Origin of the sequence: Dactylosporangium sp. CA-092794 (assembly GCF_050948465.1) — a bacterium.
Taxonomy (GTDB): domain Bacteria; phylum Actinomycetota; class Actinomycetes; order Mycobacteriales; family Micromonosporaceae; genus Dactylosporangium.
Genome location: NZ_CP192044.1, coordinates 5,127,173 through 5,149,806, shown reverse-complemented (window position 1 = coordinate 5,149,806; position 22,634 = coordinate 5,127,173). Strand labels below are relative to the sequence as shown.

Annotated in this window: 19 protein-coding genes and 1 pseudogene; 8 read left to right on the top strand and 12 right to left on the bottom strand. The window is 69.2% G+C overall.

All coding sequences use genetic code 11. The features are described from left to right. Window positions 1-10: 10 nt before the first annotated feature. The 5 genes from ACQPXD_RS22200 to ACQPXD_RS22180 all read right to left on the bottom strand — a co-directional run bounded on the left by ACQPXD_RS22200 (window position 11) and on the right by ACQPXD_RS22180 (window position 4,764). Complete coding sequence (locus ACQPXD_RS22200) at window positions 11-1,135, bottom strand: acyl-CoA dehydrogenase family protein (protein WP_432841446.1); 1,125 nt, start codon at window positions 1,133-1,135, stop codon at window positions 11-13. After that, the gene (locus ACQPXD_RS22195; protein ID WP_432841444.1) at window positions 1,132-2,154 is read right to left on the bottom strand and encodes an acyl-CoA dehydrogenase family protein; all 1,023 of its coding nucleotides are present in this window, start codon (window positions 2,152-2,154) and stop codon (window positions 1,132-1,134) included. Before ACQPXD_RS22195 ends, ACQPXD_RS22200 begins: the two co-directional genes overlap by 4 nt. Beyond that, a complete protein-coding gene (locus ACQPXD_RS22190; RefSeq protein ID WP_432841442.1) occupies window positions 2,151-2,897 on the bottom strand; it encodes an SDR family NAD(P)-dependent oxidoreductase in 747 nt (248 codons plus the stop codon). The genes ACQPXD_RS22195 and ACQPXD_RS22190 overlap by 4 nt, the downstream gene beginning before the upstream one ends. Then, window positions 2,894-3,658, bottom strand: coding sequence for an SDR family NAD(P)-dependent oxidoreductase (locus ACQPXD_RS22185; RefSeq protein ID WP_432841440.1), 765 nt, complete (start codon window positions 3,656-3,658; stop codon window positions 2,894-2,896). Before ACQPXD_RS22185 ends, ACQPXD_RS22190 begins: the two co-directional genes overlap by 4 nt. A 518-nt stretch (window positions 3,659-4,176) precedes the next feature. Beyond that, window positions 4,177-4,764, bottom strand: a complete 588-nt coding sequence (locus ACQPXD_RS22180) for a TetR family transcriptional regulator (protein ID WP_432841438.1) — start codon at window positions 4,762-4,764, stop codon at window positions 4,177-4,179. Window positions 4,765-4,839: 75 nt separating this feature from the next. Here ACQPXD_RS22180 and ACQPXD_RS22175 point away from each other — a divergent pair, with 75 nt between their 5' ends. After that, on the top strand, window positions 4,840-5,691 hold the full coding sequence (locus tag ACQPXD_RS22175; RefSeq protein ID WP_432841436.1) for an SDR family NAD(P)-dependent oxidoreductase: 852 nt from the start codon (window positions 4,840-4,842) through the stop codon (window positions 5,689-5,691). 35 nt (window positions 5,692-5,726) lie between these two features. Here ACQPXD_RS22175 and ACQPXD_RS22170 read toward each other — a convergent pair whose 3' ends face one another. Next, window positions 5,727-6,599 carry a helix-turn-helix domain-containing protein gene (locus ACQPXD_RS22170; protein WP_432841434.1) on the bottom strand — a complete coding sequence of 291 codons (873 nt, stop codon included), beginning with the start codon at window positions 6,597-6,599 and terminating at the stop codon, window positions 5,727-5,729. A 132-nt stretch (window positions 6,600-6,731) separates the two neighbouring features. Between ACQPXD_RS22170 and ACQPXD_RS22165 the strand changes: the two genes are divergently transcribed. The 3 genes from ACQPXD_RS22165 to ACQPXD_RS22155 all read left to right on the top strand — a co-directional run bounded on the left by ACQPXD_RS22165 (window position 6,732) and on the right by ACQPXD_RS22155 (window position 9,396). Next, the gene (locus ACQPXD_RS22165) at window positions 6,732-7,766 is read left to right on the top strand and encodes an SDR family oxidoreductase (protein WP_432841432.1); all 1,035 of its coding nucleotides are present in this window, start codon (window positions 6,732-6,734) and stop codon (window positions 7,764-7,766) included. 32 nt (window positions 7,767-7,798) lie between these two features. Next, window positions 7,799-8,587, top strand: a complete 789-nt coding sequence (locus ACQPXD_RS22160; RefSeq protein ID WP_432841430.1) for an SDR family NAD(P)-dependent oxidoreductase — start codon at window positions 7,799-7,801, stop codon at window positions 8,585-8,587. 98 nt (window positions 8,588-8,685) lie between these two features. Then, window positions 8,686-9,396 (top strand): nucleoside deaminase, encoded by a 711-nt coding sequence (locus tag ACQPXD_RS22155; RefSeq protein WP_432841428.1) that lies wholly within the window; start codon window positions 8,686-8,688, stop codon window positions 9,394-9,396. Here the strand turns inward: ACQPXD_RS22155 and ACQPXD_RS22150 are convergent. Together ACQPXD_RS22150 and ACQPXD_RS22145 are read right to left on the bottom strand one after the other, a co-directional pair. Beyond that, complete coding sequence (locus ACQPXD_RS22150) at window positions 9,380-12,184, bottom strand: alpha-mannosidase (RefSeq protein WP_432843926.1); 2,805 nt, start codon at window positions 12,182-12,184, stop codon at window positions 9,380-9,382. The genes ACQPXD_RS22155 and ACQPXD_RS22150 overlap by 17 nt on opposite strands. Window positions 12,185-12,247: 63 nt before the next feature. After that, window positions 12,248-12,457 (bottom strand): annotated as a pseudogene (locus ACQPXD_RS22145) (hypothetical protein); the annotation flags it as partial. A gap of 94 nt (window positions 12,458-12,551) precedes the next feature. Between ACQPXD_RS22145 and ACQPXD_RS22140 the strand changes: the two are divergent. Together ACQPXD_RS22140 and ACQPXD_RS22135 are read left to right on the top strand one after the other, a co-directional pair. Continuing rightward, window positions 12,552-13,199 carry a TetR/AcrR family transcriptional regulator gene (locus ACQPXD_RS22140; protein ID WP_432841426.1) on the top strand — a complete coding sequence of 216 codons (648 nt, stop codon included), beginning with the start codon at window positions 12,552-12,554 and terminating at the stop codon, window positions 13,197-13,199. Window positions 13,200-13,333: 134 nt separating this feature from the next. After that, complete coding sequence (locus ACQPXD_RS22135) at window positions 13,334-14,590, top strand: MFS transporter (RefSeq protein ID WP_432841424.1); 1,257 nt, start codon at window positions 13,334-13,336, stop codon at window positions 14,588-14,590. 7 nt (window positions 14,591-14,597) lie between these two features. Here ACQPXD_RS22135 and ACQPXD_RS22130 read toward each other — a convergent pair whose 3' ends face one another. The 4 genes from ACQPXD_RS22130 to ACQPXD_RS22115 are packed head-to-tail and all read right to left on the bottom strand — an operon-like array spanning window position 14,598 to window position 19,444. Continuing rightward, a complete protein-coding gene (locus ACQPXD_RS22130; protein WP_432841422.1) occupies window positions 14,598-16,421 on the bottom strand; it encodes a glycoside hydrolase family 2 protein in 1,824 nt (607 codons plus the stop codon). 11 nt (window positions 16,422-16,432) lie between these two features. Beyond that, window positions 16,433-17,263, bottom strand: a complete 831-nt coding sequence (locus ACQPXD_RS22125; protein WP_432841420.1) for a carbohydrate ABC transporter permease — start codon at window positions 17,261-17,263, stop codon at window positions 16,433-16,435. Then, complete coding sequence (locus ACQPXD_RS22120; RefSeq protein WP_432841418.1) at window positions 17,263-18,165, bottom strand: carbohydrate ABC transporter permease; 903 nt, start codon at window positions 18,163-18,165, stop codon at window positions 17,263-17,265. The genes ACQPXD_RS22125 and ACQPXD_RS22120 overlap by 1 nt, the downstream gene beginning before the upstream one ends. A gap of 7 nt (window positions 18,166-18,172) precedes the next feature. Continuing rightward, entirely contained in the window at window positions 18,173-19,444 is a 1,272-nt protein-coding gene (locus ACQPXD_RS22115; RefSeq protein ID WP_432841416.1) for an ABC transporter substrate-binding protein, read from the bottom strand. 119 nt (window positions 19,445-19,563) lie between these two features. Between ACQPXD_RS22115 and ACQPXD_RS22110 the strand changes: the two genes are divergently transcribed. Together ACQPXD_RS22110 and ACQPXD_RS22105 are read left to right on the top strand one after the other, a co-directional pair. Next, window positions 19,564-20,586 (top strand): LacI family DNA-binding transcriptional regulator, encoded by a 1,023-nt coding sequence (locus tag ACQPXD_RS22110; RefSeq protein ID WP_432841414.1) that lies wholly within the window; start codon window positions 19,564-19,566, stop codon window positions 20,584-20,586. Window positions 20,587-20,597: 11 nt separating this feature from the next. Next, a complete protein-coding gene (locus ACQPXD_RS22105) occupies window positions 20,598-22,613 on the top strand; it encodes a glycoside hydrolase family 2 protein (protein ID WP_432841412.1) in 2,016 nt (671 codons plus the stop codon). The last annotated feature ends 21 nt before the right edge of the window (window positions 22,614-22,634 follow it).

The window sequence follows — 22,634 nt, the reverse complement described above, 5'->3', positions numbered from 1 at the left end:
GCCGGCGGCGCTACCGTGGCAGCTTCAGAAACCGCTCCGAGATGATGTTGCGCTGGATCTCGGCGGCCCCGCCGTAGATCGACTCCGGCCGGGTGGCCAGCCACTGGTCGTACCACGGAGATGGATCGCCCCGTCCCGACGTCGTCGCGCCGAGCCCGGCCTCCGCGAGGCGCTGGTGCACGGCCGGCCACCACAGCTTGTTCACCGAGGGGAGCACGCCGGCGTCGGAGCCGGCGGCGGCGAGCGACTCGATGCGATCGGCCAGCGCCTTCATTCCCTCGACCTCGGCGACGAGCCGGCCGAGATCGCGGGCCGCGGCGTCGCCGAGCCGGCCGTCACGCTGATACTCGCCGGCCAGCGCCACCAGCTCGTGCCGCAGCAGGCCGTAGCGGTGGCGACCGGACAGACGCTCCGAGGACAGCAGGGCCATCGCCACCGACCATCCCGAGCCCTCGGCGCCGACCCGGTTCCCGACCGGGATCCGGACCTCGTCGAGCAAGACCTCGGAGAACTCGCTCTCGCCGACGACCTGCTCGATGGGGCGGGTCGTGAGGCCGGCGACGTCGGTCGGCGTGACCAGGAAGGACAGCCCGCGGTGCCGCTGCGACGGGGTACCGGTGCGCACCAGCAAATAGATCCATGAAGCGTGCTCGGCCCCGGACGTCCAGATCTTGGCCCCGCTGACCACGTACTCGTCCCCGGCCCGCCGCGCGGTGGTGCGCACCGAGGCCAGGTCGGAGCCGGCCTCGGTCTCGGAAAAGCCCTGGCACCACAGCTCGGTCACCGAGAGGATCGCCGGTAACAGCCGGCGCTTCTGGTCCTCGGTGCCGTGGGTGATGAGCGTGGGACCGATGTTGTTGACGCCCTGGTGCGACGGCGACTTCGCCCGCTGTACCCCGGCTCGCTCGAGCTCCTGGGTGAGGATCGTCTGCAGCACGAGCGGCAGCCCGGCGCCGCCGTATTCGGCCGGCCAGCTGGCGGCGAGCAGCCCGTGCCGGGCAAGGAGCCGGTCGAGGTCGAGCAGCCGCGCGTGGTCACGGCTGAAGCGCATGTCGCCGGTGATGTGCCGCTCGGCCCAGCGGCGGATCTCGGCACGGTAGGCGGCCTGCTCGGGAGTGTCCTCGACGGTGATCATGCCTGCCTCACGAAGGTTTGCCCGAGCCGGATGGCGATCTCGTCCGGCGAGCCGAACCGTTGCACACCGTCGAGCATGGAGCGAAGGTACAACTGGAGCGGCAGCTCGGCGGTGAACCCGACGCCGCCGTGCAGCTGGGCGCCGGCCCGGGCCGCGATCATGGCGGCGTCGACCGTGAGCAGTCGCGCGGCCAGCGGCGCGAGTTCCCGGTCGGCACCGCGAGCGACCGCGCCGAGCACGGCGTTCCACGCGATCGTAGCCGCGGTGTGGGCGTCGGCGAGCCGGTGTTTGACGGCCTGGAAGCTGCCGATGGGTACCCCGAACTGGATCCGCTGGGCGACGAAGTCGCGCGTGGACAGAATGATCTGCTCGGCGCACCCGACGAGGGCGGCCGAGTGGATCAGCAGGACGTCGGTGCGCAGCCGGGCCAGATGAGGGCCGACGTCGACCGGCCAGGACTCCCAGCGCGCGCCGGGGTCGACGGACACACCGGCAACGGCCAGGCCGGCCTCGCCGACCGGCGCGACCCGCACCGGGGGGTCGATCGCCCGCTGCAGAACGAACCCGCCGCCGGCACCGACGAGGCGGTATGCGTCGACCGCCCCGGTCGCGCCGAAGCAGTATCCGTGCGATGTTCCCGGTGCGACGACCGGTACGGCCTCGGCGCGGCCGTCGCCGAGCAGAACCCCCCGACGCGCTCGCAGCGCGGCCTCGATCGCCGCCCGGCCGTTGCCGTCGGCGTGGTAGGCCAGCGCGTTCAGCAGGTATCCGCTCGTCACGAAGTCCTCGATCAGCAGCAGCGCTCCGGCTCGCCGGTAGATGGCGGCCGCGACGGCGAGGTCGATATCGCCGGCCTCGACGCCGGCACCGATCTCCGACCAGCCCGCACCGACGACGGCGTTCCACCGGTCGGGGCGCATGCCCCTGGTGGCCGATACCGGCACCGGCGCGACGCGGCCGAGTGTGTCGGCGGCCGCGTCCAGGACGGCGACCTCGTCGTCGTCGAACTCCAGGTTCACGCGATCGCCATCCCGCCATCGACGCGGATGACGGACCCGGTGGTGAAGCTCGAGACGTCATCGGCGAGATACAGCGCCGCACCGATGATCTCGGCCGGTTCGCCGGCCCGGCCGGCCGGATAGCTCCGCAGCCGGGGGCCGACGACATCCATGTCCCAATACGCGGCTACGTCCGTCGCGAACGGCCCGGCCATGATGCTGTTGACCCGCACCGACGGCGCGTAGGCACGCGCCAGCGCGATCGTCACCACCTCCAGCCCCGCCTTCGCCGCCGCGTACACCGCGACGTCCGGCCGGGGCCGCAGCGCCGCCGTGCTGGTGATGTTGATGATCGACCCGCCGCCCTGTTCGACCATGCGAGCGCCGACCAGCGAGCCGAGCCGCAGCGGCCCCTTGAGGTTGACCGCGATCGTCTTGTCGAACAGCTCCTCGGAGATCGCGGCCATGGACGGGTACGTCGGGGCGCTGCCGGCGTTGTTGACCAGAACATCGACGCGGCCGGTCTGGTCGTAGGCGTGCTCGACCAGACGGTCCAGCTCGTCCCAGCGACCGACATGGCAGGCGATCGGCACCGCGCGCGCACCCGACTCCCGGGTGAGTTCCTCGGCCGTCCGCCGGCAGGCCGCCTCGTCACGGCTGGAGACCACCACCGTCATGCCGGCGGCCGCATACGCCCCGGCCATCGCACGACCAAGGCCGCGCGTCGCGCCGGTCACCAGGACCACCTTCCCCGAGAGCGTCATGCCGCCGCCATCCGCAACGCGCCGTCCAGGCGGATCGTCTCGCCGTTGAGGTAAGGGTTTTCCAGCAGATGCGATGCCAGCGCCGCATACTCGTCGGGCAGGCCCATCCGCCGCGGATGCGGTACCGAAGCGTCGAGCTTGGCCCGAATGTCGTCGGAGACTCCGGCCATCAGGGGCGTGTCGAAGATCCCGGGTGCGATGGTGCAGACCCGTATCCGCCGGCTGGCCAGGTCGCGCGCGGCGCAGATCGTCATGCCCACGATGGCCGCCTTGGACGTGGCGTAAGCGATCTGGCCGATCTGGCCCTCGAAGGCCGCCACCGACGACGTCAGCACGATCGCGCCGCGCTCGGCCTCGACGACCTCTTGGGCCGCGATCGCGGCCGCGCCGAGCCGGAGCGCGTTGTAGGTGCCGATCACGTTGAGGCGCAGCACATCCTCGAACGCGTCGACCGGCCCCGGCAGTCCGTCCTTGGTCACGATCCGCTGGGGCCGGCCGCGGCCCGCCGTGTGCACCACCGCGCGCAAGGGTGGCAGCCCGTCCAGATCGGCGAAGGCGGGCGCGAACGACTCCTCGTCGGTGACGTCGGCCGGGACGAACCGGCAGCGCGGCCCGAACTCCGCGGCCAGCGTGGCGCCCGGCGACGACGGTAGGTCGACGATGACCACGTGGGCGCCCTGCGCCAGGAGCCGCCGCACGGTGGCGAGGCCGAGCCCGGAGGCGCCACCGGAGACAACCGCGGTGAGGGCGTCGACGCGCACAATCGTTCCTCCCTGTCAGTCCAGGTCAATGCGATTCAAACTGGCATCCTGGACCCAGGATTCAGGATGCCGTGCTCCGATGTCAACATCTCCGGATGGGGCGACGCCGAGCGGCGGGCGGACGGGTGCGGATGCCGCACCCGTCGGGCGCAACCGCCGCCGATCTGCGCGGCCGGGCCGGACGGATGTCTCCGTGATCATGATGTCTACGGTGGCCGCGCACCGGGTTTGCCATGATCCCGGAGACTTGTGGTACACGGGTGTACCTGTTTGTTCCGTGATCATGAAAAACCGTTGGTGTCCATGCCGGTTGCGCATGATCATGGAGAGTTCCGGTCGCTGCGCCGTGCGGCGCCCGACGTGCGGGACGTGATCGCCGACCGCGACGAGCATGCCACCCTCGCCGAGCCACACGCGTGCGCCGTCCCCGGCCGCGAGACCATGCCGCGACCATGCCGTGTCGTGGCGTGGCGTGGCGTGGCGTTGATGATCGACTGGCTCTGGCGGCAGGAGGTGGGTCAGCCGAGCGCGGTCATGGCGCGGTCCAGGATTTCCGGCAGCGGGTGCGGGTCGGCGGCGGACGTCCAGGCGGTCAGCGCCGCGTCGAAGCAACCCATCGCGGCCGCGACGACCGCGTCCGGGCGCGGGTCGGCCTCGTCATCGGGATCGGCGCCGAGCCGGCGGGCGATCTCCGGACGCAGCAGCCGGTGCCAGCGCGCGTTCTTCTCCCGGTGCCGCGCGGCCAGCGCGGGCGTGGCCGCGATCAGGCGGGTGAGGCGCCGGGCACGCTCGTCGCTGACCTCGGCGGCGGCGAGCAGCGGGTCGAGCGCGCGGCGCATGGCGGTCCACGCGGTCTCGTCGTCCGGCCGGGCGGTGAGCGCGGCGAGCAGCCGGTCCCCGGCGTCGGCGGTCTGGCCGAACAGCGCGTCCTCCTTCGACGGGAAGTACCGGAAGAACGTGCTGCGCGAGATCTCCGCGGCCGCACAGATGTCCTCGACCGTCGTCTCCTCGTAGCCGCGCTCCAGCACCAAATCCCCGGCGATCACGCTGACCTCGGCGCGCATCGCGGCGCGGGCGCGCGCCCGGGCGCCACCGTTCGCACTCATGCACGGAATGGTACTCGACCGCACATCTGATACTGTGTCTCACAAGTGAGACTTAGTTCTACTGGGGAGCGTGTCATGCAGAAGGTCGTCGTCATCACGGGCGCCAGCGACGGCATCGGTGCCGCCGCCGCGCGCCGCCTGCACGCGGACGGGCACACGGTCGTCGTGGTCGGCCGGTCGCCGGAGCGGACCCGCGCGGTCGCGGGCGCGCTCGGCGCACCGCATCACATCGCAGACTTCACCCGGCTCGACGACGTCGTCCGGCTGGCCGGCGAGCTGCGCGACGCGTACCCCCGCATCGACGTGCTCGCCAATAACGCGGGCGGCATGTTCGGCGCGCGGACCGTCACCGCCGACGGGCACGAGAAGACGTTCCAGGTCAACCACCTCGCGGGCTTCCTGCTCACGAATCTGCTGCTGGACACGCTGATCGCGTCCCGCGCGTCCGTGCTCCAGACGTCCAGCACCGTGCGGTTCACCGGCACGATCGACCTCGACGACCTCGGCCACACGCGCAACTTCGAGCCGGCCCGCGCCTACGCCGCCGCGAAGCTGGAGAACATCCTGTTCACCACGGAGCTGCACCGGCGCTTCCACGCACGCGGCGTCTCGGCCGCGTCGTTCTACCCCGGCAACGTCTCGACCAGCTTCGGTGCGCAGACCACGAATCCGATCGTCCGCCTCGTCCGCCTGGTCGGCGGCAACCCGATCGGCCACCGCCTGCTGCGACTGTCCACACCGGAGCAGGGCGCGGACCAGATCGTCTGGCTCGCGGAGGGTACCCCCGGCGAGGACTGGCGATCCGGCGCCTACTACATCCGGCGGCGCGACACCCGCCCCCGCCACGCGCAGGCGGCCGACGCGGACCTGGCGCGCGGCCTGTGGGAGCGGTCCGAGGCGATGGTCGCGGACCGCCTGCGCGCCTGAGATACCGCCTTCGGGCCGAGCGGGAGCCGAGCGCCTCAGGGGCGGGCGCGGTCGTTTGTCCGGTCCGGTGATGCGGCCGCTCGAATTGCGGTGGCTGCGGCCGAAGCGAGGAGAGCGAGTTTGTCGGCGTCCTCCGTTCCTTTGTCCGCGTGATATACGGCAACGGTCAAGTTCTGGGCCTCACCCACGATCAGTTTCTCGCGGTTGAGGTGCAGCTCACCGACGAGCGGATGCCGAAAGCGCATGATGGCGCCCCGCCGGCCGCCGATATCGTGGCGTCCCCACAGCCGGCGGAAACGCGGACTGGCGAGCGAGAGCTGGCCGACGAGCTCGACCGCGCGCGGATCGTCGAGTTGCGTTCCGACGGATTGCCGAAAGGCAGCGACAAGGCCTTCCGTGGCGAGCTCCCAGTCGATGAACAGGTCGCGTTCGTCCGGGTCGAGAAATACGTCGTGCAGCCGGTTGGCGCCGACGACGAGCCGCGGCGAGACGGCGGTCGCCAGGGCATTGGCAGCGAGAACGTCGAGGTAACGGCCCTCGACGAACGCGGGCATGGGAAGACCGGCAACGAACTTCCGCACCCCGGCCGGCACCGCTTCCTGTCGTGTGCGCCGGCGCCCGGTGCGGCTCTTCTCGGTGGCCAACCGCAGGAGGTACGACAGGCTCTCGTCGTCAAGCCGCAGCACGCGCGCAACGGCCTCGATGACCTGTGTGGAGGGATTCCGGTACCGACCCTGCTCCAGTCGCAGGTAATACTCGCTGCTGATTCCGGACAGCATGGCGACCTCTTCACGCCGCAGCCCGGGGACTCGGCGCACGCCGCCGCTGGAGATGCCGACCTGATCCGGTGTCACCAGTTCGCGGCGGGCGCGCAGGAACTCGCCGAGCGGGTTCGACGCGTTGGTCATGCCTCACGGTATACCGCGACGACACACCGAGGGGTGGTCGCCGGACTACCAGGATCGGGGCGGGACTGGCTGCACCGGCCGGGCCCGCCGAGAGTGAGAGCAGCCAGAACTCCGCCGATTCGGGGGAAACACATGCCCACCAACAATGTTCTCGTGACCGGAGGCTCCGGCTTTATCGCGGGGCACTGCATACTGCAACTCCTCGCGTCGGGATATCGGGTCCGCACCACGATTCGCTCGCTGGAGCGGGAGGCATCTGTGCGTTCCGCTCTCGTCGACGCGGGAATGGTCAACGGTCAGCATTTGACTTTCGTCGCCGCGGACCTGACCCGCGATAACGGGTGGCCCGAGGCCATGCAGGGCGTCGATTTCGTTCTGCACGTGGCTTCGCCGGTGCAACCCGGCCACGTCGACAACGAGGACGACCTCATCGTCCCGGCCCGCGAAGGGGCGCTGCGGGTATTGCGCGCCGCCAGGGACGCCGGCGTCAAACGAGTGGTGCTGACCTCGGCATTTCACGCCGTCAGCTGGGGTCATCCCCGCACCGGCCACGTCTTCACCGAAAGCGACTGGACAATCCTCGACGGCCCCGGCGTCGACGCCTACGGCAAGAGCAAGACCCTGGCCGAGCGGGCCGCGTGGGACTTCATGCAGGAGACGATCGGCCCGATGGAGCTGGTCACGATGCTTCCTGTCGCTGTCATGGGGCCGGTCATGGGCAACGACGTCTCCGGCTCGAACCACCTCATCCAGCGTATCCTCAACGGCGATATGCCCGCGCTCCCGCACCTGTTCTTCCCAATCGTCGACGTCCGTGACGTGGCCCTGGCGCACATCCTCGCGATGACCGTCCCGGACGCCGCCGGGCAGCGGTTCTTGCTCTCCAACGGCCCGGCGGTCGAACTGAAGGACATCGGGGCCACGATCAGGACCCGGCTCGGCGCGGCGGCGGAAAAGGTGCCCACCCGGACGGTTCCGAACATCGTCATTCGCACCGCCTCCCTGTTCTCCCCCGAGTTCCGCTCCTTCGCACCCGACCTCGGCTACGCGAAGCAGACCTCCAACGAGAAGGCGCGGCGCGTGCTGGGCTGGACGGCCCGCGATCCGAAGGACGCGATCACCGCTGCCGCCGAGAGCCTGGTAAGGAGAGGCCTGGTGAAGCAGTGACCGGCAGCTACTCCCGAGGAAGGAACACGATCATGCCTCCGCTCGCGCTCGTCACCGGCGCCTCATCGGGGATCGGCAACGCGTTCGCCCGCCGTCTGGCGTCCGACGGTCACGACCTCATCGCCGTCGGCCGCCGGAAAGACCGCTTGGACTCCCTCGCCGCGTCGCTCCCGACGACCCACGTCCAAGTCGTCGTCGCCGACCTCGCCACCGACGAAGGTGTACAGACCGTGGCCGCCCTCGCCGCGAGCCAGCCGTTGAGCGTGCTGGTCAACAACGCGGGCGTCGCCCACTACATGCCCTTCCACGAACTGCCCGCGGCGAAGGCCCGGGAGCTGATGCATGTCAAAGTGACCGCACCGACGGTACTGACCCGGGCCGCCGTGCCGGGCATGATCGACCGTCAGGCCGGAACCGTCATCAACGTCGCGGGCATGCTGGCCTTCTCGGGACCCGCTCCCGCGGCCGCACCCCGGGCGCAACGCGCGATCTACACCGGCACGCTCGCCTACACCGTGGCCATGACGCAGACACTGCACGCCGAACTGGAGCACACCGGCGTGCGGGTCCACGTCGTCTGCCCCGGAATCGTCGCCACTGAGTTCCACGAGATCCAAGGAATGGACCTTTCCGCGGTACCCCGGATGACCGCGGACGACGTCGTCACGGCTACGCTGGCCGGCATCGAACTCGGCGAGACCGTCATCGCGCCCGGCGTCGAGGACTACAGCCTGATCGAGCACATTTTCGACGCTGACCTGGCCGCGTTCGGCAACCAATCGCCTCGCCTCGCCTCGCGGTACCACCAGCAACAAGGGTGACGCTGCGCCGGTCGCGCCGACGACGGGTCTGCGGGCGCTGCACGGTGCTGGGACCGGAAGTCTCCTTCGGGTCAGGCGCGAGCCGATATGGTGCGGCCATGACCGATCGCCTCGAACGCCCGCTGCTGGCCTCGGCAGGGGGCGTGGACGAATTCTGGGCGGCAGTCGCACCGGCCTGGCGGGACTGCTTTCTCCTCGCCTGGGAGTCATTCCAGGCGCACAGCATTCCCGTCGGTGCGGTCCTCGTGGACGCCGGCGAAACGATCGTCGCCCGTGGGCGTAACCGCTGGAATGAAACGGACGTGGTCGCCGGGCAGATCGGCGGCAGTAACCTCGCCCACGCCGAGATCAACGCGCTGGCGACGTTGACCCCGGGCGACTACAGCGACCACGTCCTCTACTCCACGCTCGAACCGTGCTTCCTCTGTACCGCCGCCCTCCGGCACAGCCACATCGGCGCCGTGCGGTTCGCCGCCCCGGACCCGATGTGGTCCGGAATCGATCAGCTGCCCACGCTCAACCAGCACATGGCTCGGCGCTGGGCCCGTCGGCAAGGCCCGCTCGGAGGGCCGCTGCAAACCCTCGCGGCGGTACTGCACCTCGTCTCCGCGCTCGAACGCGACATCCGCACCGTCGTGGAATGCCACGAGACAGCGATGCCGGACGCCCTGCGCGTGGCTCGGAAGCTGGCCGGCCCGGCGGCCGATGACCTGCGAGCGATGACGCTGCCCGAAGCCCTCACCACGCTCTGGCCCACACTCGTCACGTCCGAGACGGTTGAAAGCGCGACCCTCACCGGACCGGGCTGATTCGCAGCGTCGCGATCTCGAACGGTCGGAGATCGAGTGCGATGCCGTCCTCGGGACGCCACGTTCGCTGGTCGAGGGCGCGTTCGAGGAGATCGGTCGGCCAGGCCGCGGTGAAGTCGAAGTTCAGGTGGATGGTGGACCGGGCGCGGGCTCCGGCCGCCTCGTACAGACGGACGACAAGGTCGCCGGAGCGGTCTTCGGCGAGTTTGATCGCCTCCACGAACACGGACGCCGCCGAGACGCTCACGATGGGCTCGACACCGTGCAGGGCATCGCTCACGGTACGGGTAGGAAGATTCAGGCGGTAGCCGGCGGAGGCCGCGTCGAGGACGCCGGGAGCGACGCCGAGCGCGGTGCGCAAGACATGGACCCCCTGGTCCGCCTCCGGGTCCGGGAACTTCGGTGCACGCAGTAGCGACTCGCGCACCAGCGTGGTGGTCCCGCCATCATCACGTACGGTCCGGGTGATGTCGTGCCCGTAGGTGGACGCGTTGGCGATCACGGCACCGAAGTCGCGCTCTGCCACGTGTACCCACCGGTGCGCGACCGTTTCGAATCGCGCATGGTCCCAGGAGGTGTTGACGAAGGTCGGGCGGAGCACGTGGCCGAACTGGATCTCCGAGGCGGCCTGGTCGGCTCGGAGGTCGAGCGGGAAGGCCAGCTTGAGGAGCTTCTCGTGCTCGTGCCAGTCGACGACCGTTTCGATCTGCAGTTCGCTGTCGCTCTCGGCCAGCCAGTACCGCTGGGTGATCGACGATTTTCCGTAGGTGTGACTCACCACGATGGCGTGGCCGACGATCTCGACGGCGTCCGGGTTCCGCAGCTCGGTCATCGATCGCCGATAGGAGCGGTCGATGTCCCAGGCCTCGAACATGTTGGGGATGTCACGGAAGATCTGGAGTACCGACGCGGCCTCGTCCGGTGCGATCAGTTCTCGGCCGGTTGCCCGGTCGATGAAGGAGATCAAGAGCCCGGCCGCGTCGAAACGCGCGAGAACGCGGCCGTTCCGCAACTCGTAGCCGGAGCCGGTTTGGACCGGAGTCACCGCAGCGTCGTCCGCGAGGGGGTCGACGATTGCGGATCCCAAGGCCGCGATGGAGCCGGCGGCCATCGGGGCGGCGTTGAAGACGACCGTTTCGCTGCCGTGGCCGGCCAGGGCGCGCTGGGCAGCCTCGATGAGGTCCTCGAGCCGGGCCGCCACCTCCCGGTAGCGTTCCTCGGCCTCGTCGTGCACCCAGGCGATGGCCGATCCGGGGAGGATGTCGTGGAACTGTTGCAGCAGGACGGTCTGCCAGATCGACTCGAGTTCGTCGTAGGGATAGTCGATCAGCCCGCGGACCGCCGCGGTCGCGTTCCAGAGTTCGGCTTCGCGCAGGAGATGCTCGCCGCGCCGGTTGCCGTGCTTCGTCTTGGCCTGGCTCGTGTAGGTGCCGCGGTGCCCCTCGAGATACATCTCGCCGTACCAGACAGCGGGGTCGGGCAACGTCCGCTTGGCCTCGTCGAAGAAACGCGCCGGTGAGCCGAGCGCGACGCGGGGGGCGCCCTCGAGGTCCCGGTTGCGATGGGCCGCCGCGAGCATCTCGGGCGTGGGCCCTCCCCCACCGTCGGACCAGCCGAAGAGGGTCATGGAGACGTTCGAGGCGCCCCGTTCGGCGTACTGCCGCTGCGCCTTCGCCAGGTCGCCGGCGCCGAGGTTGGAGCCGTAGGTGTCGTTGGGCGGGAAGTGGGTGAAGATCCGGCTGCCGTCGAGGCCTTCCCAGAGGAAGGTGTGGTGCGGCATCCGGTTGGTGTCGTTCCACGAGAGTTTCTGCGTCAGGAAGCTGTCCAGGCCCGCGCCGCGCGCGATTTGCGGCAACGCCGCGGTGAAGCCGAACGAGTCCGGCAACCACGCTTCACGCGACAGGACACCGAACTCCCGGAGGAAGAACGTCTGCCCGAGCAGGAATTGGCGCACCAGGGCTTCGCCGCCCGGCATGTTCGTGTCGCTCTCGACCCACATGCCGCCGACCGGGATAAACCGGCCCTCGTGGACCCGGGCCCGGATCCGCTCGAACAGGTCCGGGTAGAACTGCTGCACCCAGGCGAGCTGCTGGGCGCTGGAGCAGGCGAAGACGAAGTCGGGATCGACGTCCATCAGGGCCAGCACGTTGGAGAAGGTGCGTGCGCATTTGCGGACCGTCTCCCGGGTCGGCCACAGCCAGGCCGAGTCGAGGTGAGCGTGCCCTACCGCCACGATCGAGTGCGCACTCGGGTGGGCGGGGGAAGCCAGGACCTCCCGCAGTTCGCTCCTGGCTGCTCCGATCGTGTTCTCGACGTTGTCGGGGTCGAGCACATCGCACATCCGCTCGAGCGCGTGCCGGATCGCGGCACGACGGGGTGAGACCGGGTCGAGTTCGGCCATCAGGCCCATGAGTGCGGCGACATCCTGGAGCAGAGCGTCCACGACGAGATCGCGCTCGACCAGGGCGAGTTGACGAAGCGAGTAGATCGGGTCGATGCCCGCCGTCGCCTTGTCGCCCATATGAACCGTGTCCGACTTCCTGGCCGCGGCAAAACCGGAGGGCAACGGCCCGCCCCCGGATGCCGAGGCGAGGGTCGTCACGAAGAAGTGCTCGAGCAGGTTGGGATTCGACGCGGCCTCGACGTAAAAGTCGATCTCCGAACTGGCCGGGTCGATGTCGACCACGTGGTTGAAGGGTTCGATGCCCTTCACGATCGAGCCGTCCGGGCGGTACACCAGCGCTTCGGCTTGGAAGGCCGGCAGCAGTCCGCTGAACCCCAGGTCCACGAGCAGCTGGACGGTCGTGCCGGCGCGGCCCCAGTCCGCCGGCACCTCCCCGGTGACACGGAACCAGGTCGTGCCCCAGGGCTTGCTCCACCGGTCCCCGACCGAGAACGGCCGGAACGACTGGACAACGGCTTCCGCGAAGGGTACGGGCTCATCGGGCACCTCCCACGCCCTCACCGTCAGCGGCGAGGTCCGCCGGAAGAGGCGCGGGCCGAGCCTGGTGTTCACCAGATTGCCGATGCGCAGCCGCGCCCCGGCGTCGTTGTCATGCATGTCAGCACGGTAACACCGAAAAGTTCCGACTGGAACTTTTCGCGTTCACTAGGGTCGTGGCGGGAGCATGTCGAGGAGGGGGAAGGTGCGGAAGATGGCGGAAGAGGCGGCGGCGAGGGCTTCGTCGGTATCGGGCACGGGGTCTCGCGGACGCTACCCGAAGGGGATTCTCCGTCGCCAGCAGATCCTCGACCGCACGATCGAGGTCTTCGCCGACCTCGGATTCGAAGGCACATCGCTGCGCGCGATCGGTGAAGCCATCGGGGTCAGCCATGCCGCGCTCCGGCGCTATTTCGACACCCGCGAGGAGCTCTTCCTCCAGGTCCTCCGGGCCAAGGACCGCCAGGCACTGGCCGACGCCCACGAGACCGGCCTGGACCGGCAGCCGGGATTCGCGGCCCTGGCCGCGAACTACGCGCTGCAGGCGCCGGGGCTCATGGCCCTGCGGCACAGCATGGTCGCCCGCGCGCTCGAGCCGGGCAACGAGCACTCACTGGAGTTCTTCCGCGACCGCTACCGGTCGATCCGCCAGGACGCCCTGGTCGTGCTGCGGCACGCGCGGGATCGCGGAGCCGTCCGCAGCGACATCCCCCTCGACACGGCGGCCTCGCTCCTCATCGCCGCATTGGACGGCCTTTCCACCCAGTCGCTGCTCGACCCCGACGTCGACATGTACGCCGGCATGGCCCTGCTCGAGCACCTGCTCGCGCCGGCAGGGACCGAGCGCCCGCACACGGCCTGACCGGCCCGGCAGAACGGCCGAAAGAAAAAGTTCCACGCGGAACAATTCGGTGTTACGGTTCGACCACGCTGCAGCACCTGCTGCGTTACCTCAGTTCAGAGGATCTTAATGTGGACGAATCGAACAGCACATCTGTGTCTGTAGGCGACGGCACGTTACTCCCCATAACGGACGTTCCCCCACAATCCGTCCGGTCCCGGTACGCGGTCATCGCGATACCGCTCGCCCTGCTCGGCTGGTCGATCGCGCTGGTACCGCCGCTGGCCATCACGATCGCACTCCGGCTGCGCGAGCTCGATCTCGACGGCGCGGCGGTGAACCTCGGGCTCGTGCTCGGGGTGGGCGCCTTGTTCTCCTTCGTCACGAACCCGCTCGCCGGGCGATTCTCCGACCGGACCATGAGCCGCTTCGGCATGCGGAAACCGTGGATCTTCGGCGGGGCCGCCATCGGCTATGCCGGCATCGCCATCATCGCGTTCGCGCCGAATGTGCTGTTCGTCCTTGCCGGCTGGAGCGTCGCGCAGATCGGTCTCAACTTCTGCCTCGCCGCCCTGATCGCCATGCTGCCGGACCAGGTCGAACCCAATCGCCGTGGACGCGTCGCGTCGTTCATCAGCCTCGCCCAGAACGTCGGCGGCGTGGGCGCCACCTTCCTGGTGCAGCTCTTCCCGATCGGTGTGTTGCAAGGCCTCGTCCCAAGCCTCTTCGGCGTGGTGCTCATGCTCGCCGCGGTCACGCCGGTCAAGGACCGGATTCGTACCGAACGGCCGGCCGACCGGTTCGATCTGCGGACCCTGTTCGGATCCTTCGTCTTCAACCCGCGCCGGTACCCCGACCTCGGCTGGGCCTGGCTGACGCGGTTCTTCCTCAACACGACGCAGTTCACCGCCACCAGCTACCTCACGTACTTCCTCATCGCGCAGTTCCACGTCAGCGACGCGGACGCACCGACCATGGTTTTCGAGGCCGTGCTCGTCAATGCGGTCGGCCTCCTCATCGTCACCCCGGTGCTCGGATGGCTCTCCGACAAGCTCGGTCGCCGCAAGCCGTTCGTCATCACCTCGTCGCTGATCGCGACCGTCGGTCTCTCCCTCATCGCCGTGTCCACGTCGATACCGATGCTGCTCCTCGGCGAGTTGATCCTCGGCGCCGGCGTGGGCGCATTCTTCGCCGTCGAACTCGCCCTCATCGCCGACGTACTGCCGAACGAGGAGACCGCGGGCAAGGACCTCGGCGTCGCCAACCTCGCTCAGTCGCTGCCCCAGTCGCTCATCCCCATCGCGGCCCCCGGCGTCATCGCCGCATTCGGCTATCCCGGCCTGTTCCTGGGCGGCGCCCTGTTCGGCATCCTCGGGGCCCTCGGCGTCACGCGCGTACGCAAGGTCCGTTGACCAAGCCTCAACGTTGCTTCCTCCGGCCCGTCACCGCCGCGCGGATGTCCTCGATCGGCATCTTGGGCACCCGGGCGGCGGTCAGCAGGCCGTTCGTCTCCTGCAGTGTGTCGGTGAACTGGGTGTAGCAGCTGCCGGCGAGGAACGAGCTCGCGCGGATCGCGTCATACAGCGCGGTGATCCGTTTGATCCAGTCGTCGCCGTCGGCGGCCTCGGTGTAGCCCCAGGAGTCGTCCCGCTCGGTGTCCGGCTGATAGGTGATCCCGCCGAACTCGGTGAGCATGATCGGCTGGCCGTGGTCCGGCGCGCCGCCGACGAGGAGCCGCCGGCCGGCCGGGCCCATCCGGTCGAGGAGCCGCCGGCGCGCGGCCTCGTCCGCGTACGTACGGGCGAGGATCGCCCCGTCGCCCTCGTAGTCGTGGACGCTGAGGATGTCCGAGTTCTGGTGCTCCCAGCCGTCGTTCGAGATCACCGGCCGCGACGGGTCGAGCGCCCGGGTGACGTCGGCGAGCGCCCGGGCGTAGGCCTGCTCGGCCGGCTCGTCGGCGATGTGCTGGACGCCCCAGCTCTCGTTCGCGGGCACCCAGGTCACGATGCTCGGGTGCGATACGTCCCGCTCGACGGCGTCCATCCACTCGCGCATGAGCCGCTGCACCGCCGTCGGCGAGAACTCGTAGGCGCCGGGCGCCTCGGCCCAGACGAGCAGCCCGAGCCGGTCCGCCCAGTACAGGAACCGGGGATCCTCGATCTTCTGATGGATCCGGGCCGCCGTGAAGCCGAGGTCCTTGATGAGCTGGACCTCCCGCCGGTGCGTGTCGTACGACGGCGCGGCGAGGTGGCTCTGCGGCCAGTAGCCCTGGTTGAGCACGCCGCGCACGTCGTACGGGTGGCCGTTGAGCAGGAAGGCACCCCGGTCGACCGCGACCGTCCGCAGGCCGAGATAGCTGGACACGGCATCGAGGACGGCGCCGTCGTGCGCGCGCAGCGAGACCGTCGCGTCGATGAGCCGGGGGTGTTCGGGGCTCCACAACAGCTCGCGTGCGGCCTGCCCGTTGCGCAGGCGCGCGATCGGCACCGTCACATCGACCCGGCGGGCAGGTGGGGCGATCTCGACCTCGACCGTGTCGAGGCTGACCTCGTCGAAGCGCAGCGACACACGTGCGCTGCCGCCCGCCGGGACGTGCCCGTCAAGGTGAAGGGTCGCGGTGACGGCCGCCGGGCCCGCCTGCGTCCAGCGGAGCCGGGCGATGTGCGTCTCGGGGACGGCCTCGAGCCAGACTGTCTGCCAGATGCCGGTCGTGCGCCGGTACCAGATCTCGTGCGGGGTCTCGTGCCAGTCCTGCTTGCCGCGGGGCTGCGTGGCGTCGAACGGGTCGTCCTCGGCGCGGACGACGAGGGTGTGCGCCGCGCCACCGGTGACGTGCCGGGTCACGTCGAACGAGAAGGGCGTGTGGCCGCCTTCGTGCCGGCCGACGAACGCGCCGTCGATCCAGACCTGCGCTCCGTAGTCGACGGCGCCGAAGTGGAGGATCACACGCGGACGCCCGGTGCCGAGGCCGGCGACGGCCAGATCGTCGCGGGTGATGGTGCGGGCGTACCAGACGACGGGATGGAAGCCGGGCTCGTCGATGCCGGAGGCGCTGGACTCGGGCGGGAACGGCACGACGATGTCCCGGGCGTCCGGCAGGCCGTGGGCCCAGCCGTCGGCGAGGCCGGCGTCCGCGTCGTCGTGCCGGAACGACCAGACGCCGGTGAGGTCGGCCCAGTGGGCGCGTAGCTGCTGCGGCCGGGGGTAGGTGCCGTCCTGCCGGCTCGCGGTGGGGAGATTCATTGATGGTTTCCTTATCTGAAGCCGGTGGTGGCGACGCTTTCCACGAAGCTTCGCTGCACCAGCAGGAACATGACGACGATGGGCAGCAGCGCGAGCACGGACCCGGCCATGACGAGGCTGTACTGCGTGCTGTTCTGGCCCGCGAACAGGGCGAGGCCGGCGGGGAGGGTGCCGTTCTCGATGTTGTTCGTCATGACGAGCGGCCAGATGAGGTCGTTCCAGTTCCCTTGGAACTGAAAGAGTCCCAGCGTCAGCAGCGCGGGCCGGGTCAGTGGCAGCACCAGCCGGCTGAAGATGCGGAACTCCCCCGCGCCGTCGACCCGGCCGGCATCCTCGAGATCACCCGGGAGCGACAGGAAGAACTGGCGCATGAAGAAGATTCCGAACGCGTTCGAGATGCGCGGCACGATCAGACCCGGCAGCGTGTCGACCAACCCGAGATGCCGCATGACGTCGTACAACGGCACGAGCGTCACCTGGATCGGCATCATGAGCATGACCAGGACGACGACGAGCACGACCGTGCTGCCCCGGAACTTCAGGCGGGCCAGCGCGTATCCGGCCATGGAGTCCAGCAGCAGTGACACCACGGTCACCACGCCCGCGAAGATCACCGAGTTCGCATACAGGCGCGCGAACGGGATCTGCGTGAAGACCTGCTGGTAGCTGTCGAGGGACCACTGCCTGGGCAGGATCGTCGGCGGAAATCGGAGGATGTCGGCGTCCGGGCGCAGCGAGGCGAAGACCATCCAGATCACGGGTAGCAGGACCGCCAGCGCGATGACCGTCGCCGAGATGCTCAGCAGGATGTTGACCGTCCGTGCCCGGCTCTTCGGGCTCATCAGTAGGAAACCGCCCTTCGCCGGAAGTAGAAGAACTGGCCGAGCGTGAGCACGAACATCACGGCCATCAGGACCCAGGAGAGCGCCGAGGCGTAGCCGAATTGCAGCTGCGTGAATCCGTCGTGGTACAGCAGCATCACGAGGGTCTCGGTGGAATGGATCGGTCCGCCGTTGGTCATCACGTAGATCTGGTCGAACACCTGCACGTTGTTGATCGTGGCGATGATCGCCACGAGCATCGTCTGGTTCGCCAGCAGGGGCCACGTGATACGGAAGAAGCGACGGATCGGCCCGGCGCCGTCCGTCTCGGCGGCCTCGTACAACTCCCGGGGCACGGACTGGAGCCCGGCGAGGTACATGACGACGTAGAAGCCGAGGTTCTTCCAGACGCCGACGGCGATCACGGCGGGCATCGCCCAGCCCGGCGTCTGCAGAAACCCCTGTGCAGGCGCGAGCCCGAGGTGGGCCAGCCACTGGGTGAGCAGGCCCACCTGCGGGTTGAGCAGATAGGTCCAGGCCAGCGAGATGATTCCGGTCGAGACGATGAACGGCAGGAAGATCGCCGTGCGGGCGAATGCCTGCATGGCGAACTTCCGGTTGAGGATCACCGCGACGAACAGCGCCAGCAGCACGCTCAGCACCGTGGTGACGACCGAGTAGTACAGGGTGTTGAGCAGCGCGCGCCCGGCGTCCGGGTCGTGCAGGAGCTGCCGGTAGTTGCGCAACCCGACCCAGTCCGGCGATCCGAGCAGGTTGTAGGACGTGAAGGACAGGTACCCCGCCCGCAACATCGGGTAGAGCGAGAACGCGCCGAGGACCGCCAGGCTCGGCGCCAGGAACAGCCAGGCCGCGCGGGCCTGCGGCGACATCCGCCGCCGGCCCGCGACTGGTGATGACCTCATGGAGCGGTTACTTTCCGAGAAGGTCGGTGGCCTTTTGGTTCGCCGACTGGAAGAGATCGTCGACCGTACCCTTGCCGTTGAGCGCGGACTGCAGCGCCGGCTCGAACGCCTCCGTCGTGATCGACGAGCCGTTGGTGACCCCGGCCATGAACACGCGGGATTCGCCGACGACGTCTGGTGCGCCGAAGATGGCCGGATACGGGTTGTCCTTGATGTCCGCCGCGACGACGTCCGTGCGGGTCGGGGGGAAGCCGGTCATCGACGAGTACTTCGCCTGCGCGTCGTGGCTGTTCCAGTAGGCGGCGAACTTGTAGACGGCCTGTTTCTCCTTGTCGGACGTTCCCTTTGGGATCGCGAACTCCTCGGCACCGGCCAGCGACGTCCGGGCCGTGGGACCCGCGAACGTCCGCGCGATGCCGAAGTTGAGCCCGGCCGATTTCAGCGTCGGTGCGGCCCAGGGGCCGACGAGCTCCATGGCGGCCTTGCCGCTGGTGAACAGCTGGTCGGCGTCGGCGCCGGAGAGACCGATCGGCGAGACGTGCTTGGTGCGGACCTGATCGACCCAGAAGTTCAGCGCTTGCAGCGACTGCGGGGAGTTCATGGTCGCCTGCTTGCCGTCGGCGCTGACGAGGCCGCCGCCGGTGTTCCATAAGAAGGGCGCGTACATCGCGAGTGTGCTGTGGTCGGCGAGGGCGATCGCATACTGATCGGGCTTGCCGTCCCCGTTCGTGTCCTTCGTGAGCTTCTGGGCATCGGCGGCGAATTCATCCCAGGTCGCGGGTGGCTGAGTGATGCCGGCCTGGGCGAACAGGTCCTTGTTCCAGTACAGCATCTCGGTGAAGAAGTTCAGCGGGATGCCGTAGTGCTTGCCGTCGACCTTCGTGGCGTCGACGGCGGTCGGCACCAGCTTGCTCGTGTCCAGTTGGCCGCTGGAGTAGAAGTCGTCGACCGGCAGGAGCGCTCCCGCGCTGATGTACTGGGCGGCATTCGCCGTGTCCAGGGCCACGGTTGCCGGGCCGTCGCCGGACGCGATACTCGACAGCAGCTTCTGCTGCAGCACGTCGCCCGGGATGACCGTGCTCTGCACGGTGATGTCCGGCTGGCTGGCGTTGAAGTCTTTGATGGTCTCGTCGACCGCGGCTCGGTCCGAGCCGGTCAGGGCGTTCCAGAACGTGAGGGTCACCTTGCCGCCGGCGTCCTGGGTTCCGTTGCTGCACCCGGTGAGGGCGAGCGCCGTTCCCACCACGAGGGCGAGAGCGGAGGTCGTAATGGCTTTCATGCAGGTCTCCGTCCTGTGCATCGTTGCACAGACGATGGTAACCAGCAGGTTACGGCTGTCAACAGGTCTTCTCTGAGCAGGTACTTATTCGTGACGCAGTCTTGTGCAACGATGAACGCATGACCCCTCAACGAGCGGTGACGCTGAAGGACGTAGCGCAACATGCCGGTGTATCGGTGCGCACGGTCTCCAACGTCGTGAACGACTGGCCGCACGTGACGCCCGCCCTGCGGCAGCGGGTGCAGGCGTCGATCGACAAGCTCGGCTACCGGCCCAACCTGACCGCCAGGAATCTCCGGTCCGGCCGCACCGGCATGATCGGCGTCGTCGTTCCCGACATCCGCTCGCAGTACTTCGCCGAGCTGACCCAGTGCCTCATCAAGGAGTTCTCGGATCAGGATTTCACGGTCGTCATCGAGCAGACCGACGGCAAGCTCGCGCGCGAGCGGGAGATCCTCCTGGGCACCAGCCGGTCAACGCTCTTCGACGGGGTCGTCTTCAGCACCGTGGCACTGTCGTCGGAGGAGTTCGCCCATCGAAAGTTCGTCGCGCCGGTGGTCCTGCTCGGCGAGCAGCTCGGCGCCGAGGCCGACCACGTCCTGATCGACAACGTGCGGGCCGCGCGCACGGCGACGTCGCACCTGGTGCAGATCGGCCGGCGCCGCATCGCCTTCATCGGGCGTCAGGAGCAGCCGACCGGGACCGCCCTGCTCCGCGAGCAGGGATTCCGTCAGGTCCTCGATGAGGCCGGCCTGCCCTGCATCGAAGCACTCATGCCGGTCGCGACCAGCTACTCCTACGAGGCCGGCGCCCGGGCCGCCCGGCAGCTCATCGCCGCCGATCAGCAGCCGGACGCGGCCTTCTGCTCGACGGACTCCATGGCGCTCGGCGCGATGCACGAGCTGCGAAGGGCCGGTTTTCTCATCCCCCGGGACATCGCCGTCGTCGGATTCGACGACATCGAAGAGGGCCGGTACAGCAATCCGACCCTCTCATCGATCTCCCCGGACAAGAGCGGCATCGCCGCCACGGCCGCCCGGCTGCTGGTCGCCAGGCTGAAGGGCGAGGCAGGCCCGGCCGAGCTCATCTACGTCGACCATCATCTGGCGATCCGCGAATCAAGCCACGTGGACGTCGCCTGAAAGGGAACCACATGCTCAACTCCGACTATCCGCGGCCCGACTTCGACCGGTCGCGGCGGTGGTCCTCGCTCGACGGCCTCTGGGACTTCCGCGCCGACGACGAGGACTGGGGTGCGCAGATGCGCGTGCCGGGCGTCTGGGAGGATCCCACCCAGCCGCGGCGGCGCAACTGGCTCGAGGTCGGCTGGTACCGGCGCGAGGTCACCGTGCCGGACGACTGGGACGCCGACGATGTGGTCTTCCACTTCGCGGCGGCCTTCTACACCACGGACGTCTGGGTCGACGGCGTTCACCGGGGGCGCCACGTGGGTGGTTACACCCCGTTCGAAGTGGCCGTCCCGGGGGCCGAGATCAGCAGGCCCGCGACGCTCGTCGTCCGGATCACCGCACCCATCGACAAGCTGCTCATCCCGCACGGCAAACAACGCAGCATACCCGCGGACGACTACGACGGATGCTGCTTCACCCCGTCGTCCGGCCTGTGGTCCTCGGTGTGGATCGAGCCGCGCAACCGCACGTGGATCGCCGCCGTCCGGGTCACGCCGCGGGCGTCGCTCGACGGCTTCGACGTCGAGGTGCGCGCCGGCGGAGAGCGCCCGGCCGGCCGGAGCGTCACCGTGCGCCTCGCGGAGACCACGAACACCGCCGTGACCGGCCCCGACGGGATCGCCCGGGTCGGTGTCGACGTCCCCGGCGCCCACCTCTGGACACCCCGAACCCCCTATCTGTACACCGTCGGCGCCGTACTCGAGGACGGTCTCGACGAGGTCGGCACCAGGGCCGGCATGCGTCGCTTCGAGACCGGGCGGGACGGGTTCTACCTCAACGGGGAACGCGTCTACCTGCGCGGGGTGCTCGACCAGGGCTACTGGCCGAACTCCGGCATCACTCCCCCATCCCCCGACGCGCTGCGGTCCGACCTGGAGCTCGCGCGGCGACTCGGCTTCAATCTCGTGCGCAAGCACATCAAGCCGGAGGACCGGCGCTGGTACCACTACGCGGATGAGCTCGGTGTCCTGGTGTGGGCGGAGGCGCCGAACCCGGGACACTTCTCGCCGGAGGCGGCCGCGCTGTTCGAGCAGGAGCTTCGCGAACTCGTCGCCCGCGACTACAACCACCCGAGCATCGTGCTGTGGTCGGCGTACAACGAGGAGTGGGGACTCGACTGGGACGTCACGGCCGACGAGCAGCGCGTGGCGGCGCTGCGCCGGGCGGTCGGCGAGTTGCGCGCCCTCGACGGGACCAGGCCGATCGTCGACAACTCCGGCTGGGCCCACGTCGACACCGATGTCGTCGACTGGCACTACTACGACCAGGATCCGTCCTCCTTCCGCGACACCCTGCCCGGCATTCTCGGTCCCAAGGGGCAGCTGGTCACCTGGCACAGCCCTCGCCATCGCGTCGAGAAGCCGCTGGAGGTCTGCGGATTCGAACGAGCCGATCAGCCGTTGCTGAACAGCGAATACGGCGGCGGCTGGAACAGCCTCGACCGGGCCTGGCACAGCCGGTGGCAGACCCTGTTCATGCGGCGCGAGCAGGACAACCACGGGTACGTCTACACCGAGCTGTTCGACATCGAGAACGAGATCGTCGGCGTGCACGACGCCTGGCGCAATCCGAAGGACACCGGCGGCTTCGACTACAGCACGGTCCACGCCGAGACGGTCATCATTCCCGGCCTCTCCCCGGTCGCACCCGGCATCGATCTGGTCATCGGCGACGCCACCGAGCTGCGTCTCCCGGTGGAGATCTCCCATGTGGGTCCGTCCGAGCTCACCGGCCTGCGGCTGCTGACCCGGCTCGGACGGCCCGGCGCACCGGGCCGGGAGCAGCAACTCGGTGGCCTGACGATCCGCCCGTACTCCCTGACCGCCCCGATCTGGACCTCCACGCCCGTCCCGGCCGGGCCGGCGAGCTTCCGCGTCCACTTCGATCTGCGCACCGCCGACGGTGCACCCGTGGCCACGACGTTCATCGACGTCCGCCGCCGCCCGCCCAGGTCGAACTTCCCCGACCCGGCATCCTGAGCGGCCGGCCGCCGGCGGGCG

What these genes read in the sequence shown, in the direction of transcription:
- ACQPXD_RS22155 (WP_432841428.1), top strand. Translation starts at nt 8,686, where the DNA reads ATGACCGATCGCCTCGAACGCCCGCTGCTGGCCTCGGCAGGGGGCGTG.
- ACQPXD_RS22200 (WP_432841446.1), bottom strand. Translation starts at nt 1,135, where the DNA reads ATGATCACCGTCGAGGACACTCCCGAGCAGGCCGCCTACCGTGCCGAG.
- ACQPXD_RS22130 (WP_432841422.1), bottom strand. Translation starts at nt 16,421, where the DNA reads ATGAATCTCCCCACCGCGAGCCGGCAGGACGGCACCTACCCCCGGCCG.
- ACQPXD_RS22120 (WP_432841418.1), bottom strand. Translation starts at nt 18,165, where the DNA reads ATGAGGTCATCACCAGTCGCGGGCCGGCGGCGGATGTCGCCGCAGGCC.
- ACQPXD_RS22105 (WP_432841412.1), top strand. Translation starts at nt 20,598, where the DNA reads ATGCTCAACTCCGACTATCCGCGGCCCGACTTCGACCGGTCGCGGCGG.
- ACQPXD_RS22165 (WP_432841432.1), top strand. Translation starts at nt 6,732, where the DNA reads ATGCCCACCAACAATGTTCTCGTGACCGGAGGCTCCGGCTTTATCGCG.
- ACQPXD_RS22180 (WP_432841438.1), bottom strand. Translation starts at nt 4,764, where the DNA reads ATGAGTGCGAACGGTGGCGCCCGGGCGCGCGCCCGCGCCGCGATGCGC.
- ACQPXD_RS22115 (WP_432841416.1), bottom strand. Translation starts at nt 19,444, where the DNA reads ATGAAAGCCATTACGACCTCCGCTCTCGCCCTCGTGGTGGGAACGGCG.
- ACQPXD_RS22160 (WP_432841430.1), top strand. Translation starts at nt 7,799, where the DNA reads ATGCCTCCGCTCGCGCTCGTCACCGGCGCCTCATCGGGGATCGGCAAC.
- ACQPXD_RS22190 (WP_432841442.1), bottom strand. Translation starts at nt 2,897, where the DNA reads ATGACGCTCTCGGGGAAGGTGGTCCTGGTGACCGGCGCGACGCGCGGC.
- ACQPXD_RS22110 (WP_432841414.1), top strand. Translation starts at nt 19,564, where the DNA reads ATGACCCCTCAACGAGCGGTGACGCTGAAGGACGTAGCGCAACATGCC.
- ACQPXD_RS22140 (WP_432841426.1), top strand. Translation starts at nt 12,552, where the DNA reads ATGGCGGAAGAGGCGGCGGCGAGGGCTTCGTCGGTATCGGGCACGGGG.
- ACQPXD_RS22170 (WP_432841434.1), bottom strand. Translation starts at nt 6,599, where the DNA reads ATGACCAACGCGTCGAACCCGCTCGGCGAGTTCCTGCGCGCCCGCCGC.
- ACQPXD_RS22125 (WP_432841420.1), bottom strand. Translation starts at nt 17,263, where the DNA reads ATGAGCCCGAAGAGCCGGGCACGGACGGTCAACATCCTGCTGAGCATC.
- ACQPXD_RS22175 (WP_432841436.1), top strand. Translation starts at nt 4,840, where the DNA reads ATGCAGAAGGTCGTCGTCATCACGGGCGCCAGCGACGGCATCGGTGCC.